We start from the raw sequence: 16459 nt of genomic DNA, 5'->3' as shown, positions 1-16459 counted from the left end.
GAAACGCCCCACTCCTTCATCTTTGACCAGCTGGACGAGGTCCGCATGGGCCGGTCGGCCCCCATCGCGGCGCCACGCGGCCGGCCGGCGCGCCGACTAGGGCCGTAAGCCCCTGCCGCCGCCCCCGCCGGACGCGCTGTCATGGTGGGGGGCCTTGTCGACGGTCGCCGCCCGGACGGACCGAGGTGTCTCATGAACGTCTCCGCCTTCACGAACCGTCTGCGCCGCCTTGCCGCGGCGCCCTCGCTGGAAGCCGTGCTCCTGGTCGTCACGGCGGCGGCGGTGACCGCCGGCGGCGCCGCCTGGCTCGCCGGCGACGAACCGCTCGCCGACCTGCTGTGGGCCCTGGGCACCGTCGCCGCGGCCGTTCCCGCGGTCGGATGGGTGCTTCTGGCGCTGCACCGCGGGCACGCGGGCGTGGACGTGATCGCGGTCCTCGCCCTCGGCGGCACCCTGGCCGTCGGCGAGTACCTGGCGGGGGCGCTGGTCGGGCTGATGCTCGCCACGGGGCGGGCGCTGGAGGCCGCCGCCCGGCGGCGGGCCTCCCACGATCTGCGCGCCCTGCTGGAACACGCGCCGCGCTCGGCCCGTCTGCGCACGGCCGACGGGGTGCGCACGGTGGCCCTGGACGAGGTGGCCGTCGGGGACCCGCTCGTGGTGGGCCCGGGCGAGGTGGTCCCCGTCGACGGCACCGTGGAGAGCGATACGGCCGTCCTCGACGAGTCGGTGCTCACCGGTGAGCCCCTGCAGGTGGAACGGGGCCGCGGGACGGGTGTGCGCAGCGGGGCCGTCAACGCGGGCGGTGCCTTCGGCCTGCGCGCGACGGCGACCGCGCGGGACAGCACGTACGCCGGGATCGTGCGGCTGGCCGGGCAGGCCCGCGCGGAGAGCGCGCCGGTGGTGCGGCTGGCCGACCGTTACGCGGCCTGGTTCCTGCCCCTGTCGCTGGCCGTGGCGGGGCTGGCGTGGCTGATCAGCGGCTCCGCGGTGCGGGCGGTCGCGGTGCTGGTGGTGGCCACGCCGTGTCCGCTGCTGCTGGCCGCGCCGGTGGCGATCGTCTCCGGTCTCTCGCGGGCCTCCCGCCTGGGCGTGGTCGTCCGGGACGGCGGGGCGCTGGAGAACCTGGGCCGGGCCCGCACCCTGCTGCTGGACAAGACGGGCACCCTCACGGGCGGCCGTCCGCGCGTCGTCGACGTCAGCGCCGCGCCCGGCTGGACGCCGGCGGAGGTGCTGCGCCTGGCGGCCTCGGTCGACCAGTACTCGCCCCATGTGCTCGCCCGGGCCATCGTCACCGCCGCCCAGGAGCGCAAGCTGAGGCCGGCGGCCGCCGCCGACGTCACCGAGGAGCCGGGCCGGGGCGCGACCGGGACGGTGAACGGGCACCGCGTCGCCATCGGCCGCGCCGACTTCGACGGCCCCCGGCCGGCCTGGGCCAAGGCGGTCGGCAACCGCGCCCTGCTCGACGGGGCGGCCGTCGCCTGGCTCACCGTCGACGGGCAGGCCGCCGGCGCCGTCCTGCTGCGCGATCCGCTGCGCCCCGACGCCCCGCGCACCGTGCGCCACCTGCGCACGGCGGGGATCGAGCGGGTGCTGATGCTCACCGGGGACCGCGCCGAGCCCGCCCGCGAGGTCGCCGCCGTGCTGGGCCTGGACGGTGTCCGCGCCGAACTCGGCCCGGCCGACAAGGTCGCCGCCGTGCGGGCCGAGCGGAAGAGCGCGGTCACCGTGATGGTCGGTGACGGCGTGAACGACGCCCCCGCCCTCGCCGCCGCGGACGTCGGCGTGGCCATGGGCGCCCGCGGTTCCACGGCCGCCTCCGAGGCCGCCGATGTCGTGCTGACCACCGACCGCGTGGACCGTCTGGCCGACGCGGTCTCCATGGCCGTGCGCGCCCGGCGCATCGCGGTGCAGAGCGCCCTCGGCGGCATGCTGATGTCGCTGGCGGCCATGGCGGCGGCCGCCGCCGGGCTGCTGCCGCCGGCCGTCGGCGCGCTGCTGCAGGAGGGCATCGACGTCGCGGTCATCCTCAACGCGCTGCGGGCGCTGCGGGTGGACCGGGCCGCGCGGCCCTCCCTGACCCCGGCGGCCGAGGCCCTGATCCACCGCTTCGCCGCCGAGCACGACGACCTGCAGGACGTGCTGGAAGCGGTGCGCACCGCCGCGGACCGGCTGTCGGACGACCCCGGCCCCGAGGCCCTCGCCGCGGTCGAGGACGCGCACCGGCTGCTGACCGAGCGGCTGCTGCCGCACGAGTACGCCGAGGAGCACCGGCTCTACCCCGCCCTCGCTCCCGCTCTCGGCGGTCCGGAGGCCACCGCCACCATGAGCCGCGCGCACACGGAGATCGAGCGCCTCGCGCGCCGGATCGACACCCATCTGCGTCTCGCGCACGCCTCCGGTGACGGCGGCCCGGCCCCCGAGCAGCTCGACGACCTCCGCTCCTGCCTGTACGGCCTGAACACCGTGCTGCGCCTGCACTTCGCGCAGGAGGAGGAGAGCTACTTCTCCCTGGCCCCATGAGCACCCCCGCGGGGGCCGTTCGGCACTGGTGCGGCCGGCCCGCCCGCGCGCAGGGTGAAGACGAAGGAGCGGCTCCGGCACGGGAGTGATCACCATGGAAGCCAAGCAGTGGACGGTACAGATCTTCATCTCCGAAGAGGGCGACACCACGCACGCACGTGCCGTGCTCAGCACCCGGGACACCTCGACCGTGACGGGCAGGGGGACGGCCCGGCGCAATCCCATCGACCGGCCGGTGCCCGAGATCGGAGACGAACTCGCCGCGAGCCGGGCCCTGGAGGACCTCGCGATCCGGCTGCACGACGTGGCGGCCGACGACATCGTCATGCTGACGGGCCCCGTCGACGCCTGATCCCGGCCCCGGAACCGCGCGTGTGCCGCCGGCGCGGCGCACGCGCGGTTCTCAGTCGGGCAGCAGCAGCCGGCTCGTCCCGCCGGGCTCGACGCCCACCGTCCGGTCGGGCAGCCGCACCGCGATCGGGGGGAGCTCGGAGGGCGGCACGGAGACCTCCAGCAGACCGCGCTCCAGCCGCAGCCGCACGCCCCAGTGCCCCTGGTACTGCAGGGAGAACCCGTACGACGAGAGCTCCGGCAGCGGCACCGGGTCCAGCCACAGCGCGCCCTGCCGGGTCTCCAGCCCGGTCAGGCCCCGCTGGACGAGGTCGAGGGTGCCGGCCATCGCGCCGAGGTGGATGCCCTCGCCGGTGGTCCCGCCCTGCAGGTCGGCCACGTCGCCGCGCAGGGCCTCCTGGCAGAACAGCCACGCCTCGGCGCGCCGGGCGCGGGCCAGGATCCAGCCGTGGACGAGTCCGCTGAGCGTGGAGCCGTGGCTGGTGCGCGCCAGGTAGTAGTCGACGGTGCGGTGCCAGCTCGCCTCGTCGAGCCGGTGCCCCAGCCGGTGGAACAGCGACTGGAGCTCGCCGGGGGAGAACAGGTAGCCGAGCATCAGCACGTCGGCCTGCTTGGAGGCCTTGTAGCGGTTGACGGTGTCCCCCTCGGCCTCCAGGATCCGGTCGAGCCGGCGGATGTCGTCGTAGCGCTTCTGGTAGCCCTCCCAGTCGAGTTCGACGAGGTCGCCGTAGCCCTCGAACTGGCTGACGACCCCGTCGTGGAAGGGGACGTGCAGGGTGCGGGAGACGGTCTCCCAGCGTTCCAGCTCGTCGCCGGCCAGATCGACGCGTTCGAACAGCTCGCGCCGCCGGGCCTGCGGCAGCTCGCGCAGCACCTCCAGGGTGCGGGCGAGGACCCAGGCCGCCGTGACGTTGGTGTACGCGTTGTCGTCGAGGCCGGGCGCCGCGGCGCCGGGGTAGCTCTCGTGGTACTCGTCGGGGCCGACCACGCCGCGGATCCGGTGGCGGCCCAGCCCTTCGTCCCAGGTGGCCGAGTCGGCCCAGAAGCGGGCGATCTGCAGCAGCATCTCGGCGCCCTTGGTGTGCAGGAACTCCGTGTCGCCGCTGGCCTCGCAGTACTGCCACACGTTGTAGGCGATCGCCGAACCGACGTGGTGCTGCAGATGGGTGTGGTCGGGCAGCCAGCGGCCCGAGCGGGGGTTGAGGTGCAGGCGCTGGGTCTCCTCGCGTCCGTCGCTGCCGCTCTGCCAGGGGTAGAGGGCGCCGCGGCAGCCGATGGCCCGGGCGGCTGCGCGGGCCCGGTCCAGGCGCCGGTGGCGGTAGCGCAGCAGGGCGCGGGAGACCTCCGGGAAGTGCAGGTTGAGGTAGGGCAGCACGAACAGCTCGTCCCAGAAGATGTGCCCGCGGTAGGCCTCGCCGTGCAGACCGCGGGCCGGGACGCCCACGTCGAGGTCGGCGGTGTGCGGGGAGAGGGTCTGCAGGACGTGGAAGAGGTGCAGGCGCAGGATGGCCCCCGGTTCCCCGGGGACGTCGATCTCGGCCCGCCGCCACAGCTGGCCCCAGGCGGTGACGTGCCACCGGAGCAGCGTCTCGAAGCCGGGGGCGTCGCCCACCCGGTCCACGGCGGTCTGCAGCGGGTCGCTGATCGCCGGGTCGCGCGAGGTGTGCAGGGCGACGGTCTTGTCGACGGTGCGGGTGCGGCCGGGTTCCAGGAGCAGCCGCACCCGCTGCAGCGCCCGCGGGTGTTCGTGGCTGTCGGTGACGGGGGCGTCGGCGGTCAGCCGGGCCGCCATGCCGACGCGGATGTCGGAGGTGCGGGTGCGGCAGCGCAGCCAGACCGTGCCGGGGGCGGCGGTGCCGGTGTGCACATGGGTCAGGTGGCGGCCCTCCAGCCCGCGGTAGCGCCGCACTCCGGCGTTGACGACTCCCCCGTCGAGCGCCGCCTCGACCTCCAGCTCCGTGGCGCCGCCGTCGACGGTGAACTCGGTGCGCAGGGCGGCCAGGTTCGGATCGGCCATGTGGACGAGGCGCTGCTGCCGTACGGTCAGCACGCGATCGCCGTCCAGGCCGTAGCGGGTCTCGCGCTCCAGCAGCCCCGAGTCCAGGACGAGCACCAGGCAGTGGTCGAGGACCGGGGCGGTGTCCGGGGTGAGCCAGGTGCCGCCGACGGGCCGGAAGCGCAGCGGCAGCCAGTTCGGCAGGTTGACCATGTCCTCGTTCTCGACGCGGCGTTCCGCGACGACGGAGACGAGGCGGTTGTAGCAGCCGGCCGCGTAGGTGCCGGGATAGTGGACGTCGTCCGCCGCGCACTCCGGCAGCGCCCCGCGGGTGGCGAAGCGCCCGTTGCCGAGCGTGCACAGCGCTTCCTTCAGGCGCTCCTGTGTGGGGTCGTATCCCTCGTACTGCCAGGTCCAGGCCCGCATGCGGCTGCCCCCTTCGCGGCTCCGGGGCCCGGTGCCCCGGATGGAGGTCCTGCCGGACCAGTGTCACCCCGGGCGGGCGGGCCCCGGTGTCCCGCGGCACGGGCGACGGCGTGTCGCCGGAGACCAGGGCGTTCACCGGCGCGGCGCGTACCGGCCGGCTCTCAGGTCCGCTGGGGCACGACCGCGACCGGGCAGGCCGCGTGATGCAGCAGGGTGTGGCTGACCCGGCCGAGCTGGAGGCCGAAGTGACCGGACCGGCGCCGGGCGCCGACGACCACCAGATCGGCGGCGGCCGAGCGGTTGACCAGCACCTTGCGGGCCGGTCCCTCGACCGTCACCCTGCGCACCCGGACGGCCGGGTGGTCGGCGGCCTCCTCGGTGACCAGCGCGTCGACCAGCTCGGACGCCTGCGCCTCGTGCTGGTGCGCGGAGTCCTCGGCCAGTGCCGCGTGATCGGCGCTGTCGCTGACCGGGCAGCGCCAGGCGCGCACCACGTCGAGTTCGCAGCCGCGCGCCTCGGCCTCCCGGAACGCGAACCGGACGGCCTCGCCGCTGGTGTCGGGGTCTCCGGCGCCGAGCAGGACCCGGCCGTGGGTGCCGGCCAGACCCGCCTTGTCGCCCCGGACCACGACGACCGGGCAGTACGAGCGGGCGGCGACGGCCAGGCTCACCGAGCCCAGCAGCGCGCCCGCCAGCTCGCCGCGGCCGCGTGAGCCGGTGATCAGGGCGGTGGCGTTGTCGCCCTCGCTCAGCAGGGCCGACACCGCTTCCGCCGCCACCGCCTCGCCCGACACCTTCAAATCGGGGTTGAGCCGCCTGACGCGTTCCTCGGCGGACGCCACGATGTGGTCCGCCATCACCTTCTCCGAAGGGCGCTCCCGGTTCAGTGACGGCAGCGCCCCCTCGTAGCGCTCCCACAGGGAGGCGTAGACCAGCCGCAACGGCAGACCGTGGCGGGCGGCCTCGTCCACCGCCCAGTCGATGGCCAGGATGCTGCCGTCGGATCCGTCGACTCCCACGACCAAGGGCAGTTCCATGACTTCACCGCCAATCTTCCGGGCTGCCGTGTCGTGCAGCAGGGGGTATCACTGTCACGGTCGCACTCCTGCGCGGCCGTCGGCAGGGGCGATCGGGCCACGGCCCAGGACGTTCGGCCCTCCCGGGGCGGGGGTCCCGTTGCGCACCGGGAAAGGGGCCGGTCGCCCCTTACCGGACCGCCGCGGATCGGTGAGGCTGGGCCCCTGGAACGCGTCACGACGTGAGGCGATCAGCATGAAGAGGATCCAGGAGACCAAGCGCCCCCGGCCCGTGCCGCGGCCGGATCCTCCCGACCCGCGGACTCCGTCCGGGCGCCCCCTGCCCTACTGAGCGGCCCCGGGGGCGGCCGGTGACCCCGGGGGCGTCCGGCCGGCCCTTCCGGGCCGAACGGCCCTGGCGGCCGCGGCGCGCACGTGGTGTGCTGACAGTGACGGGAAGGACATCACGGAAGACGCGGGGAAGCGGCTCCGGGCCGCGCACCGCGCAATCAGGATCTGCGAGAAGCGGATGTCCTTCCCGTCCATCGTGCGCGGGTGACGTCCCGGCCTCCGCCGGCGGCGCCCGCCGCCCACGCCCCTCCCTCTCCCGCCGGCCCCATCGAGGCCGAAGGTCCCCATCGCGGTGCCCGGGCGGCCCGTGGTGGCGCACCCGCCGGAGGAACAGGCTGACAACAGGGGGTCCGACGACACGCGGAGGGCGACGACGATGAACAGCCCGGCAGACGGCGTCCTGGACAGGGACGGGCTGGACGCCCTGGTCCGGCTCCTGGACGCGCGTGGCCGCACCGTCATCGGGCCGACCGTCCGGGACGGTGCCGTGGTGCTCGACGCGATCACGTCCGCCGACGACCTGCCCTTCGGCTGGGGCACGCAGGTCGAGGCGGGCCGCTACCGCCTGGTGCCGCGCGACGACGGCGCCGTGTTCGCCCACACGGCGGGTCCGCAGTCCTGGAAGACCTTCCTGCATCCCCAGCGGGAGAAGCTCTGGGAGGCCGACCGCACCCCGGACGGCGGCCTGGCGGTCACCGAGGCGGACGCCGGGCAGCCCTCGTACGCCTTCCTGGGGGTACGCCCCTGCGACCTGCGGGCCATCGCGATCCAGGACCGGGTCCTGGCCGGCGGGCGGTATCAGGACAGCGGCTACGCGCGGCGGCGCACGGGAGCCTTCCTGATCGCCGCCGAGTGCACGGAACCGGGCGCCACCTGCTTCTGCGTCTCGATGGGCAGCGGTCCGGCCGCCGACGCCGGGTTCGACCTGGCGCTGACCGAGGTCCTGGACGACGGGGGTCACCGCTTCCTGGTCCGCGTGGGCAGCGAGGCCGGGCAGGAGGTGCTGTCCGCCGTACCGCACCGGCCGGCCGACCCGCCGACGCGCGACGCGGCCCGCGACGCGGTCGACGCGGCCCGCGACCGGATGGGGCGGTCGATGCCGCCGGTGAACCTGCGCACGCTGCTGGGCGCGAGCCAGGAGGCCGACCGCTGGGACGACGTCGCGGCCCGCTGCCTGACCTGCGGCAACTGCACGATGGTCTGCCCGACCTGCTTCTGCACCACCACCGAGGAGGTCACCGACCTCACCGGCGACCATGCCGAGCGGTGGCTGCGCTGGGACTCCTGCTTCGACGTGGACTTCTCGTACCTCCACGGCGGGCCGGTGCGGTCCTCGGGGCGCAGCCGCTACCGCCAGTGGCTCACCCACAAGCTCTCCACCTGGTACGACCAGTTCGGCAGCACCGGCTGCGTGGGCTGCGGACGGTGCATCACCTGGTGCCCGGTCGGCATCGACATCACCGAGGAGGCCGCGGCACTGCACGGCGAACTCGCCGACCGCCTGCGGCGCGAGAAGCAGAAGGAGCCGGAACAATGACCTCCGCCACCACCCTGTCCATGGCCCTCCCGGTCGAGCACCGCGACCGGCTGATGAGCATCGCCCGCGACGTCTCCTTCGAGGGCGGGCAGCGCCTCTTCGAGGAGGGGCAGCGCGCCGACCGGTTCTGGATCATCCGGACCGGGACCGTCCTGCTCGACCTGCACGTGCCCGGCCGCCGCGCCGCCGTCATCGAGTCCCTGGGCCACGGCGAACTGCTCGGCTGGTCCTGGCACTTCGCACCGCACGTGTGGCAGCTGGGAGCCGAGGCGCTCAGCCCGGTGCGGGCCTGGGAGTTCGACGCCGAGACCGTGCGGGCGATGTGCGCGCAGGATCCCGAGTTCGGCCGGGCCGTCGCGACCTGGGTGGGCCGGGTCGTGGCGCACCGGCTGCAGGCCTCCCGGATCCGGCTGCTGGACCTGTACGGGCCGTACGGCAGCGGGAGCGGGAGCGGGCGATGAGCGATCTCCCCGTACCCCACCGGGTGAGCCGCGTGCGGCGCGAGACGGCCGACACGGTCAGCCTGACGCTGGTGCCCGCCGGCGAGCGGGCCCTGGAGCCGTTCGCGCCGGGGCAGTTCGCGATGGTGTACGCCTTCGGGGTCGGGGAGATCCCCGTCTCGGTGTCCGGCATCGGGCACCGGGAGCTCGTCCACACCATCCGTGCGGTGGGGGCGGTCTCGGCCGCGCTGGCCGCGCTGCGGCCGGGCGCGACGGTGGGCCTGCGCGGCCCTTTCGGCACCGGCTGGGGACTGGAGCGGGCGGCCGGTCAGGACCTCGTGGTCGTGTCGGGCGGCATCGGCCTCGCGCCGCTGCGCCCGCTCGTCCTGGCCGCGCTGGAGGCCGGGCGGGCGTACGGCCGACTGAACCTCCTGGTGGGGTCCCGCACGGAGGACGACCTGCTGTACGCGGGCCAGGTCCGCGCCTGGGCGGACTCCCCCGGCCCGCCGCACTGCCGGGCCACGGTCGACCGGCCGTCCCGGACCTGGTGGGGCGACGTCGGTCTGGTGACCACGCTGCTGAACACGGCGGCGTTCGCACCAAAGCACACCACGGCCTACGTGTGCGGCCCCGAGGTCATGATCCGCGCCACCGCCCGCGACCTGCGCCACCGCGGTCTGCCCGCGCACCGCATCCGGGTCTCGCTGGAGCGGAACATGCGCTGCGCCACCGGGCACTGCGGCCACTGCCAGCTCGGCGGGGTGCTGCTGTGCCGCGACGGTCCGGTGATCGGCTGGGACCGCGCCGAATCCCTGCTCTCGGTGAGGGAGTTGTGACATGACCCCCACGCTCGCGGTGTTCAAGCTCGCGTCCTGCGACGGCTGCCAGCTCACCCTCCTGGACTGCGAGGACGAACTCCTCGCCCTCGCCGGGAAGGTGCGCATCGCGCACTTCCTGGAGGCGTCGAGCGCGGTGGAGCCCGGCCCGTACGACCTCGCGCTGGTGGAGGGGTCGGTCACCACCCCCGCCGACGCCGAGCGGGTGCGGGAGATCCGCGCGCAGTCCCGCTTCCTGGTGACGATCGGCGCGTGCGCCACCGCCGGGGGCATCCAGGCGCTGCGCAACTTCGCGGACGTCGAGGAGTTCACCCGCACCGTGTACGCGCGGCCCGACTACATCGACACCCTGGCCACCTCCACCGCCGTCGCGGACCACGTGGACGTCGACTTCGAACTGCGCGGCTGCCCCATCGACCGCCGGCAGCTCCTGGAGGTCATCACCGCCTTCCTGGCCGGCCGCAGGCCGGACGTGCCGGACCACAGCGTGTGCTTCGAGTGCAAGCGCCGCGGGACCGTCTGCGTCACCGTGGCGCACGGCACCCCCTGCCTCGGGCCGGTCACGCACGCCGGGTGCGGGGCGATCTGCCCGGCCTACGGGCGCGGCTGCTACGGCTGCTTCGGCCCGTCGGGGTCGCCGAACCTGCGCGCGCTCATCCCGCTGCTGCAGCGCGACGGCCTCGACGACCGCGACGTCGAACGTCTCCTGCGCACCTTCAACGCGACCGCCTTCGACAAGGAGGTGCGGTCATGACCCACCGCGGCTCCCGTGTCCTGCGGGTCGGCTCCCTGGCCCGGGTGGAGGGCGAGGGCGCCCTGCACCTGCGCGTCGCCGGCCGCAGGGTCGAGCAGGCCCGGCTGCGGATCTACGAACCCCCGCGCTTCTTCGAGGCGTTCCTGCGCGGCCGCTCCTACACCGAACCGCCCGACATCACCGCCCGGGTGTGCGGGATCTGCCCGGTGGCGTACCAGATGAGCGCCTGCCGGGCGATCGAGGACGCCTGCGGGGTCACGGTCGACGGTCCGGTCCGCGACCTGCGCCGGCTGCTGTACTGCGGCGAGTGGATCGAGAGCCACGCCCTGCACCTGTACCTGCTGCACGCCCCGGACTTCCTCGGCTGCGACAGCGCCGTCGGCCTCGCCCGCACCCGGCGCGAGGACGTGGAGCGCGGGCTGCGGCTGAAGCAGGCGGGCAACGCGCTCCTCGAACAGCTCGGCGGCCGCGCCATCCACCCGGTCAACGTGCGCCTCGGCGGCTTCCACCGCGCGCCGGCGCGGGCGGAGCTGCGGCCGCTGGCCGAGCGGCTGCGCCGCGCCGCCGACGACGCCTGGGACACCGTCCGCTGGGTCGCCGGCTTCGACTTCCCGGACTCCGCCCTCGACGCCGACTTCCTGGCCCTGGACTCCCCGGCGGGGTACGCCATCGACGACGGCACCCCGACCGTGCTGCGCGCCGACGGGGTCCGCACGGCCTTCCCGGTCGCGGAGTTCCCCGACCACGTGCGCGAGGAGCAGGTGCCCCACTCGACGGCGCTGCACTCCCGGCTCGACGGACGGCGCCACCTCACCGGTCCGCTCGCCCGGTTCGCGGTCGGCGGCGCCCGGCTGTCGCCCACCGCCCGGGAGGCGGCCCGCGAGGCCGGGCTCGGCGATCCCGCGCGGGGCGCCGTCTGCCGCAACCCGTACCGCTCGGCGCTGGTGCGGGCGGTGGAGGTGGTGTACGCGGTCGACGAGGCGCTGCGGATCATCGACGCGTACGAACCGCCGCAACGCCCCCACGTCGACGTCCCGCCCGCGGCCGGGACCGGCCACGGCGCCACCGAGGCACCGCGCGGGCTGCTCTACCACCGCTACCGGCTGGACGCCGAGGGCACCGTCACGGACGCGTGCCTGGTGCCGCCGACCTCGCAGAACCAGGGCGCCATCGAGGACGACCTGGTCCGCACGGTCGAGCGTGTCCTCGCCGAGGGCGATCCCACCGACGAGGAACTGACGCACCTGTGCGAGCGGGCCATCCGCAACCACGACCCGTGCATCTCCTGCTCCACCCACTTCCTCGACCTGACCATCGACCGCGTCTGACGTCCCGAGGAGGACACCATGCGCATCAGCCCGCACATCGTCAGCGACGTCATGACCCACACCGTCGTGGCGGTGGGCCGTGACGCCTCGTTCAGGGACCTCGTCAAGCTCATGCAGGAGTGGAAGGTCAGCGCCCTGCCCGTGCTGGAGGGCGAGGGGCGGGTGATCGGTGTCGTGTCCGAGGCCGATCTGCTGCCCAAGGAGGAGTTCCGCGGCGGCGACCCGGACCGGCTCACGCAGATGCACCGGCTGACCGACCTGGCCAAGGCCGGGGGGATGACCGCCGCGGACGTGATGAGCACGCCGGCCGTCACCGTCCATCCCGACGCCACCCTCGCGCAGGCGGCCCGGGTGATGGCCCAGCGCAAGGTCAAGCGCCTGCCCGTCGTCAACGCCGAAGGGCTCCTCGAAGGCGTGGTCAGCCGGGCCGACCTGCTCAAGGTCTTCCTGCGGACCGACGACGAGATCGCCGAGGAGATCCGCCAGGAGATCCTCGCCCCCCTCTTCCCCGCCTCCGAGGCGCCCGTCCGGGTGGAGGTCTCCGACGGCGTGGTGACCCTCACGGGGACCCTCAGGGACACGTCCCTGGTGCCGATCGTCGCCCGTCTGGTGCGGTCCGTCGAGGGTGTCGTCGACGTCGACCTCGCGCTGTCCGGCGGGGTGAGCGTGCGGGATCCCGGATGAAGTACCTCGACGAGTACCGCGACCCGGCGCTCGCCCGGCGCCTGCTGGACGAGCTGCGCCGGACCGCCTCCGCGCCCTGGCGGATCATGGAGGTCTGCGGCGGCCAGACCCACACCCTGGTCCGCCAGGGCATCGACGAACTGCTGCCGGCCGGCATCCGCATGATCCACGGCCCCGGCTGCCCGGTGTGCGTCACGCCGCTGGAGACCCTGGACCGGGCGATGGCGCTGGCCGCCCGGCCGGGTGTGATCCTCACCAGCTTCGGCGACATGCTGCGGGTGCCGGGCACCGGCACCGACCTGCTGTCCCTGCGGGCGCGCGGCGCGGACGTACGGGTGGTGTACACGCCGATGGACGCGGTGCGCATCGCCCGGGAGCACCCGGAGCGCGAGGTCGTGTTCCTCGCCGTGGGGTTCGAGACGACCGCGCCCGCCAACGCCATGGCGGTGCTGCACGCCGCGCGGCTGGGGCTGGGCAACTTCTCGATGCTGGTCAGTCACGTCCTGGTGCCGCCCGCCATGACCGCGCTCCTGGAGGACCCCGGCTGCGAGGTGCAGGCGTTCCTGGCGGCGGGACACGTCTGCGCGGTGATGGGCTGGCGCGAGTACGAGCCGATCGCCGCCCGGCACCGCGTGCCCGTCGTCGTCACCGGGTTCGAGCCGCTCGACCTGCTGGAGGGTGTGCTGATGGCCGTACGGCAGCTGGAGGAGGGGCGCTGGGAGGTGGAGAACCAGTACGCGCGGGCCGTGCGGCGGCTGGGCAACACCGAGGCGCAGGACGCGATGCGCACGGTGTTCCGCGTCACCGACCGGGCCTGGCGCGGTATCGGCAGCCTGCCCGGCAGCGGCCTCGAACTGAACGCGGAGTACGAGCGGTTCGACGCCGCGAAGCGGTTCGACGTCGGCGGTGTGCACGCCGTCGAGGACCCGGAGTGCATCGCCGGTGCCGTCCTGACCGGCGCCCGGCTGCCCACCGACTGCCCCGCCTACGGCACCCGTTGCACGCCCCGCCGTCCGCTCGGCGCGCCGATGGTGTCCGCCGAGGGCACCTGCGCCGCCTTCTTCGCCGCCGGCCGCACGAAGGAAGGGCTTCCGTCATGACCCTCGACTGCCCCGTCCCGCACCACGAGGACGACGTCGTCCTGCTCGGTCACGGCGCGGGAGGGCGGCTGTCGGCCGAGCTCCTCGACGCGCTGGTGCTGCCCGCCCTCGACGGTCAGCAGGAGGTCCTGGAGGACGCGGCGCTGCTGCCGGGCCACCCGGATCTGGTGATCAGCACGGACAGTTTCGTCGTCAGCCCGCTGTTCTTCCCCGGGGGCGACATCGGCTCCCTCGCCGTGCACGGCACCATCAACGACGTCGCCATGCGCGGGGCGCGGCCGATCGCGCTGTCCGTGGCCCTGATCCTCGAGGAGGGGCTGCCGCTGGCCGAACTGCGCGGGGTGCTGGAGTCGCTGGGCAAGGCCGCCCGCGAGGCGGGGGTGCCGGTCGTCACCGGTGACACCAAGGTCGTGGGCCGCGGCGCCGTGGACCGGATCTTCGTCAACACCACCGGCGTGGGACAGCGGCACCTGGGGCTGCGGCCCTCCGCCGCGCTCGCGCGCCCCGGGGACGCCGTGCTGCTGTCCGGTCCGATCGGGCTGCACGGCACGACCGTGCTGTCCACGCGCGAAGGGCTCGGTTTCGAGAGCGACATCGCCTCGGACAGCCGCCCCCTGCACCGCCTGGTCGACGCCCTGGCGCCCCTCGGTGCGGCCGTGCACACGCTGCGCGACCCGACCCGGGGCGGACTGGCCGCGGCCCTGAACGAGATCGCCCGTGACGCGCGGGTGACCGTGCGGATCGAGGAGAGCGCCGTCCCGGTGCCCCCCGCCGTCGCCTCCGCCTGCGACCTGCTCGGCCTTGACCCGCTGACCGTGGCCAACGAGGGCTGCCTGGTGGCGTTCACCGCGCCGTCGGCGGCCGAGGAGGCGCTCGCCGCGCTGCGGTCCCTGCCCGAGGGGCAGGAGGCCGTGCGCATCGGGGAGGTGGGCCCCCCGGAGCCGGCCGGCCGGGTGGTGCTGCGCACGCTGGTCGGTGCGCGGCGCGTGGTGGACATGCCGCTGGGCGAGCAACTGCCGCGGATCTGCTGAGCCGTCCGCGGCAGGCGCCGGGCACGCACCGGGTACGCGCAGACGTGTGCGCGGTCGGTGTGACACCGGCCGCGCACACGGGGTGGTGCGGACGCCCGCCGCTCTCAGACGTGCCGCACCGGGATGGCCCTGGTTCCCGTCTTCGCCTCCGGGACCGGGACCTTGATGGTCAGGACACCGTCCTCGTACTCGGCCGTCGCCTCATCGTCCTTCGCCCCGGCGGGAAGCCGGACGGAACGGACGAAGGTGCCGTAGCGGAACTCGGTGCGGTGCTTCTCGGTCGTCTGCTCGGACCGCTCGGCGCGCAGTGTCAGCAGGCCGCTGTCGACGGTGATCTCGACGTCCTTCTCGGGGTCCACACCCGGGAGTTCGGCCCGTACGACGTACGTGCCGTCGTCCGTGAGGTGCTCCTCGATGCGGATGCCGTGCAGCCCGGGGGCGACGTGCGCCCCGGGGAGCCCCGTCTCCGCCCAGCCGAACAGGTCGGGCCAGCCCGGCAGTCGCTCCAGCATGCTGCTCATATCACCCTCCTTCCCGCACTTTCAGTCTCCGCCCGCCGGGCGCGTTCCGCGAGGGCCGGACGGCCCGTCCGCAGGGCCGCCCGGCCCACCCGGGCACCTCACGCCTTCCGTTGAGGCACCGACCGCCTGCCCTCCTCCTCTGTTTCGAGGTCCGGTTCCAGAACCGGACGGTGCCGGGGGCCGGTGAGCTCGCAGCGCACGTCCACCACGCCCTCCACGGACCGCACCAGGCGCACGGTCAGGGGGATGACGGAGCTGTCGGGCACCCGGCCGGTGAGCGTGACGACCCCCTCGCGCACTTCGACGCGGACCGACCCGATCCCGTCGGGCAGCCGGCCGGCCAGGATGTCGTGCCGGATCTCCTCGGCGAGGTCGCCGTCCGCCCGGAGGAAGACCCGGAGCAGGTCCGAACGGCTCACGATGCCGCGCAGCACCCCGTCGTCGTCCACGACCGGCAGCCGCTTGACCTTGTGCCGCGCCATGATCCGGGCGGCCCGGGCGAGGGTCGCGTCGGGGTGGACGGTGACGGCCGGGGACGTCATCAGGTCGCTCGCCGTGATCCCCTGGGCCTTGCGCAGCCCTTCCGGCGGCCGGGCCCGCGGTCCCCGCTCCAGATCGCTGCCGCGGAACTCCTCCTTGCGCAGCAGGTCCCCCTCGGAGACCACGCCGACGACCCGGTTGCCGGAGTCGACCACGGGCAGCGCGCTGATGCGCCGCCCCTCCACCGCCCGCACGATCTCCTTGAAGGGGGCGCCGACGGCCAGGGCGACGACGGTCCGGGTCATCACATCGCTCACGGTGTACACAGAGCCGTGCATGACGTCCTCCCACCTGCGGGGCGACAGCTCCCGACGCTCCCAGGATCCCCCGTCCAGGCGCCGGGGGCATGGGCCGAACGGCCCGGCCCCGCGTCCCGTACGGCTGATCCGGGCCGGTCGGCCCTACTGCCCGCCCCCGGCGCGCGGAAGGCTGGCATGAGCGCGCGAGCGCGCGTTGCGAACGGAAGCGACGACTAGTGAGTGAGGCGACCATGGATACTCCCGAGCCGACACCGCGGCTGGTCGTGGGCGTGGACGGGTCGCCCTCCTCCCATGCGGCCCTGCGCTGGGCCGAGCGGTACGCGCGGACGGTCGGCGGGATCGTCGAGGCGATCCACGTCTGGGACACGCCGTCCGCCCGCGGCTGGAGCGGACCGGCGATCGATCCGGAGTTCGATCTGGAGCAGGCGCGGGAGCGCTTCGCGGAGGAGCTGCGTGCCGTCTTCCCGGGCGAGCCTCCGGCGCTGCTGCGGGAGGTCCTCGTCGAGGGCGACCCGTCGGAGGCGCTGATCCAGGCATCGGAGGGGGCCGAGCTCCTGGTCGTGGGCCGCCGCGGCCGGGGCGCGTTCGCCCGGGCGATGCTGGGGTCCGTCAGCCAGCGCTGCGCCCAGCACGCGTTCTGCCCGGTCGTCGTGGTCCGCCAGGACAGCGATCCCGCACACTGACCGCACACCGCGCGACGCCGTCCCCCGCGGGCGGCCGCGCGGGTGCCGCGCGGTCTCGCAACGCTGACCGGTACGCCGCGTACCC

15 protein-coding genes are annotated in these 16459 nt (G+C 74.7%); 11 read left to right on the top strand and 4 right to left on the bottom strand.

Translation table 11 applies throughout. The features are described 5' to 3' along the window. Positions 1-192: 192 nt before the first annotated feature. Entirely contained in the window at positions 193-2520 is a 2328-nt protein-coding gene (locus tag ABZY20_RS21560; protein ID WP_356443116.1) for a heavy metal translocating P-type ATPase, read from the top strand. Positions 2521-2614: 94 nt separating this feature from the next. Next, complete coding sequence (locus tag ABZY20_RS21555) at positions 2615-2872, top strand: DUF1876 domain-containing protein (protein WP_356443115.1); 258 nt, start codon at positions 2615-2617, stop codon at positions 2870-2872. 51 nt (positions 2873-2923) lie between these two features. Here the strand turns inward: ABZY20_RS21555 and ABZY20_RS21550 are convergent, their stop codons facing one another. Beyond that, complete coding sequence (locus ABZY20_RS21550; protein ID WP_356443114.1) at positions 2924-5293, bottom strand: glycosyl hydrolase family 65 protein; 2370 nt, start codon at positions 5291-5293, stop codon at positions 2924-2926. A 161-nt stretch (positions 5294-5454) separates the two neighbouring features. Beyond that, positions 5455-6330: a universal stress protein gene (locus tag ABZY20_RS21545; protein WP_356443113.1), complete on the bottom strand. Its 876-nt coding sequence runs from the start codon at positions 6328-6330 to the stop codon at positions 5455-5457. A gap of 706 nt (positions 6331-7036) precedes the next feature. Here ABZY20_RS21545 and ABZY20_RS21540 point away from each other — a divergent pair. Genes ABZY20_RS21540 through hypE form a run of 8 tightly spaced genes read left to right on the top strand, consistent with a single transcriptional unit; the run spans position 7037 to position 14370 of the window. Then, entirely contained in the window at positions 7037-8197 is a 1161-nt protein-coding gene (locus ABZY20_RS21540) for a 4Fe-4S dicluster domain-containing protein (protein WP_356443112.1), read from the top strand. Continuing rightward, entirely contained in the window at positions 8194-8658 is a 465-nt protein-coding gene (locus ABZY20_RS21535) for a cyclic nucleotide-binding domain-containing protein (RefSeq protein WP_356443111.1), read from the top strand. The genes ABZY20_RS21540 and ABZY20_RS21535 overlap by 4 nt, the downstream gene beginning before the upstream one ends. After that, positions 8655-9473 (top strand): FAD/NAD(P)-binding protein, encoded by an 819-nt coding sequence (locus ABZY20_RS21530; RefSeq protein WP_356443110.1) that lies wholly within the window; start codon positions 8655-8657, stop codon positions 9471-9473. The genes ABZY20_RS21535 and ABZY20_RS21530 overlap by 4 nt, the downstream gene beginning before the upstream one ends. A 1-nt stretch (position 9474) precedes the next feature. Beyond that, positions 9475-10227, top strand: a complete 753-nt coding sequence (locus ABZY20_RS21525; protein ID WP_356443109.1) for an oxidoreductase — start codon at positions 9475-9477, stop codon at positions 10225-10227. Next, complete coding sequence (locus ABZY20_RS21520) at positions 10224-11555, top strand: Ni/Fe hydrogenase subunit alpha (protein ID WP_356443108.1); 1332 nt, start codon at positions 10224-10226, stop codon at positions 11553-11555. The genes ABZY20_RS21525 and ABZY20_RS21520 overlap by 4 nt, the downstream gene beginning before the upstream one ends. Before the next feature lie 18 nt (positions 11556-11573). Then, positions 11574-12239 carry a CBS domain-containing protein gene (locus tag ABZY20_RS21515; RefSeq protein WP_356443107.1) on the top strand — a complete coding sequence of 222 codons (666 nt, stop codon included), beginning with the start codon at positions 11574-11576 and terminating at the stop codon, positions 12237-12239. Beyond that, complete coding sequence (gene hypD / locus ABZY20_RS21510; RefSeq protein ID WP_356443106.1) at positions 12236-13339, top strand: hydrogenase formation protein HypD; 1104 nt, start codon at positions 12236-12238, stop codon at positions 13337-13339. Before ABZY20_RS21515 ends, hypD begins: the two co-directional genes overlap by 4 nt. Beyond that, complete coding sequence (gene hypE, locus ABZY20_RS21505) at positions 13336-14370, top strand: hydrogenase expression/formation protein HypE (protein ID WP_356443105.1); 1035 nt, start codon at positions 13336-13338, stop codon at positions 14368-14370. The genes hypD and hypE overlap by 4 nt, the downstream gene beginning before the upstream one ends. A 104-nt stretch (positions 14371-14474) precedes the next feature. On the opposite strand, the gene ABZY20_RS21500 is transcribed toward hypE, so the two are convergent. Together ABZY20_RS21500 and ABZY20_RS21495 are read right to left on the bottom strand one after the other, a co-directional pair. After that, complete coding sequence (locus tag ABZY20_RS21500; protein ID WP_356443104.1) at positions 14475-14891, bottom strand: Hsp20/alpha crystallin family protein; 417 nt, start codon at positions 14889-14891, stop codon at positions 14475-14477. Between the two features lie 98 nt (positions 14892-14989). Next, positions 14990-15709, bottom strand: coding sequence for a CBS domain-containing protein (locus tag ABZY20_RS21495; protein ID WP_356443103.1), 720 nt, complete (start codon positions 15707-15709; stop codon positions 14990-14992). Between the two features lie 212 nt (positions 15710-15921). Between ABZY20_RS21495 and ABZY20_RS21490 the strand changes: the two genes are divergently transcribed. Further along, positions 15922-16374: a universal stress protein gene (locus tag ABZY20_RS21490; protein ID WP_356443102.1), complete on the top strand. Its 453-nt coding sequence runs from the start codon at positions 15922-15924 to the stop codon at positions 16372-16374. The last annotated feature ends 85 nt before the right edge of the window (positions 16375-16459 follow it).

It is taken from the genome of Streptomyces sp. NPDC006624 (genome assembly GCF_040611555.1).
In the GTDB taxonomy this organism is placed as follows: domain Bacteria; phylum Actinomycetota; class Actinomycetes; order Streptomycetales; family Streptomycetaceae; genus Streptomyces.
This window is presented reverse-complemented; position numbering and strand designations above follow the sequence as displayed.

Coding starts and splice junctions, on each gene's coding strand:
- ABZY20_RS21560 (WP_356443116.1), top strand. CDS start 193: ATGAACGTCTCCGCCTTCACGAACCGTCTGCGCCGCCTTGCCGCGGCG.
- ABZY20_RS21555 (WP_356443115.1), top strand. CDS start 2,615: ATGGAAGCCAAGCAGTGGACGGTACAGATCTTCATCTCCGAAGAGGGC.
- ABZY20_RS21550 (WP_356443114.1), bottom strand. CDS start 5,293: ATGCGGGCCTGGACCTGGCAGTACGAGGGATACGACCCCACACAGGAG.
- ABZY20_RS21545 (WP_356443113.1), bottom strand. CDS start 6,330: ATGGAACTGCCCTTGGTCGTGGGAGTCGACGGATCCGACGGCAGCATC.
- ABZY20_RS21540 (WP_356443112.1), top strand. CDS start 7,037: ATGAACAGCCCGGCAGACGGCGTCCTGGACAGGGACGGGCTGGACGCC.
- ABZY20_RS21535 (WP_356443111.1), top strand. CDS start 8,194: ATGACCTCCGCCACCACCCTGTCCATGGCCCTCCCGGTCGAGCACCGC.
- ABZY20_RS21530 (WP_356443110.1), top strand. CDS start 8,655: ATGAGCGATCTCCCCGTACCCCACCGGGTGAGCCGCGTGCGGCGCGAG.
- ABZY20_RS21525 (WP_356443109.1), top strand. CDS start 9,475: ATGACCCCCACGCTCGCGGTGTTCAAGCTCGCGTCCTGCGACGGCTGC.
- ABZY20_RS21520 (WP_356443108.1), top strand. CDS start 10,224: ATGACCCACCGCGGCTCCCGTGTCCTGCGGGTCGGCTCCCTGGCCCGG.
- ABZY20_RS21515 (WP_356443107.1), top strand. CDS start 11,574: ATGCGCATCAGCCCGCACATCGTCAGCGACGTCATGACCCACACCGTC.
- hypD (WP_356443106.1), top strand. CDS start 12,236: ATGAAGTACCTCGACGAGTACCGCGACCCGGCGCTCGCCCGGCGCCTG.
- hypE (WP_356443105.1), top strand. CDS start 13,336: ATGACCCTCGACTGCCCCGTCCCGCACCACGAGGACGACGTCGTCCTG.
- ABZY20_RS21500 (WP_356443104.1), bottom strand. CDS start 14,891: ATGAGCAGCATGCTGGAGCGACTGCCGGGCTGGCCCGACCTGTTCGGC.
- ABZY20_RS21495 (WP_356443103.1), bottom strand. CDS start 15,709: ATGCACGGCTCTGTGTACACCGTGAGCGATGTGATGACCCGGACCGTC.
- ABZY20_RS21490 (WP_356443102.1), top strand. CDS start 15,922: ATGGATACTCCCGAGCCGACACCGCGGCTGGTCGTGGGCGTGGACGGG.